Origin of the sequence: Denitrobaculum tricleocarpae (assembly GCF_007004665.1) — a bacterium.
Classification (GTDB): Bacteria; Pseudomonadota; Alphaproteobacteria; order Kiloniellales; family Kiloniellaceae; genus Denitrobaculum; species Denitrobaculum tricleocarpae.
Genome location: NZ_ML660084.1, coordinates 1 through 1293 on the forward strand (window position 1 = coordinate 1; position 1293 = coordinate 1293).

Consider the following 1293-nt stretch of genomic DNA (forward strand, 5'->3'; position numbering starts at 1 on the left):
CTAATGGGATGGCCCGCCCCACCGGGCTTTCGGTGTGCGATGCTTGATGTGCCCACATCAGCAACGCAAGGAAGGACCATCCCATGGATATCAAAACCCTTGGCATCGATATCGGCAAGACCGTCTTTCATCTGATTGGTCTGGACGCGCACGGCAAGATCGTCCTGCGCCGCCGGGTTTCACGAACGCAGCTGATCCGCTTCGCCGCCAACCTGCCGGTCTGCTTGATCGGCATGGAGGCCTGCGGCGGCGCGCACCACCTGAGCCGCGCTCTCTTGGCTCTGGGTCATGATGTCCGCTTGATGCCGCCCCAATACGTGCGGCCCTTCGTCAAGTCGCATAAGAACGATTACCGCGATGCGGAGGCGATCGCCGAGGCCGTGCAGCGCCCGACCATGCGCTTCGTTGCGACCAAAACGCCCGAACAACTGGACCTGCAGGCCCTGCACCGGGTGCGCGAACGTCTGGTGGGCCGGCGCACGGCGCTGATCAACCAGATCCGTGCTTTTTTGTTGGAGCGCGGCCTGACGGTCGGACAGGGCGTAAGCAGACTGCGTCAGCGCATGCCTTCGATCCTGGAGCCGGAGAGTGAGGCAGATCTGTCGGCGTTGATGCAGCGCCTGCTCTCAGGTCTCTGGCAGGAATGGCAAAGCCTCGATCATGAAATCGCAGAGCTGACCGGCGAGCTGGAACGCCTCGCGCGCAGTGATGAGATCTGCCGCCGGCTCCGCAGTATCCCGGGCATTGGTCCGATCACCGCAACCGCTCTGGTCGCTGCCGTCGGCAATGCCTCGGGCTTTAGCCGCGGAAGGGACCTGGCGGCCTGGCTGGGCCTGGTGCCACGTCAGTTCAGCACCGGCGGCAAGACGAAACTGCTCGGCATATCGAAACGCGGCAACCGCGCGATACGGCGTCTGCTGGTGCAAGGCGCTCACGCCGTCCTGCAGTCAGCCGAGCGCCAGCAGGGGCGTCTCGGCGTCTGGATCCGGAACCTCTTGGCACGCAGGCACCACAATCTCGCGGCTGTCGCCCTGGCCAACAAGATGGCCAGGATCGCCTGGGCCGTCATAACCCGAAAGGAGAGCTACAGCCCCGCAATTATCTGACAGCAAGCATCTCCCGCCGAGGTCTGCAAGGCTGAACAGAACGTGATGGCACAACAGTCAAACGGCGCGCCCGAAACCTGAACAAAACATCGGTTCGCGAAACCGAAGGTCTTATGAGGACGAGCGCGCGCGGATACCCATCGTGGCCAGAAGCAAAGACCGCTTCACTCAAAGGCCGGATACATTA

Annotated in this window: 1 protein-coding gene; it reads left to right on the top strand. The window is 62.7% G+C overall.

The genetic code is table 11. The features are described 5' to 3' along the window. Positions 1-83: 83 nt before the first annotated feature. On the top strand, positions 84-1106 hold the full coding sequence (locus tag FKG95_RS29465) for an IS110 family RNA-guided transposase (RefSeq protein ID WP_142900048.1): 1023 nt from the start codon (positions 84-86) through the stop codon (positions 1104-1106). Positions 1107-1293 lie beyond the last annotated feature (187 nt).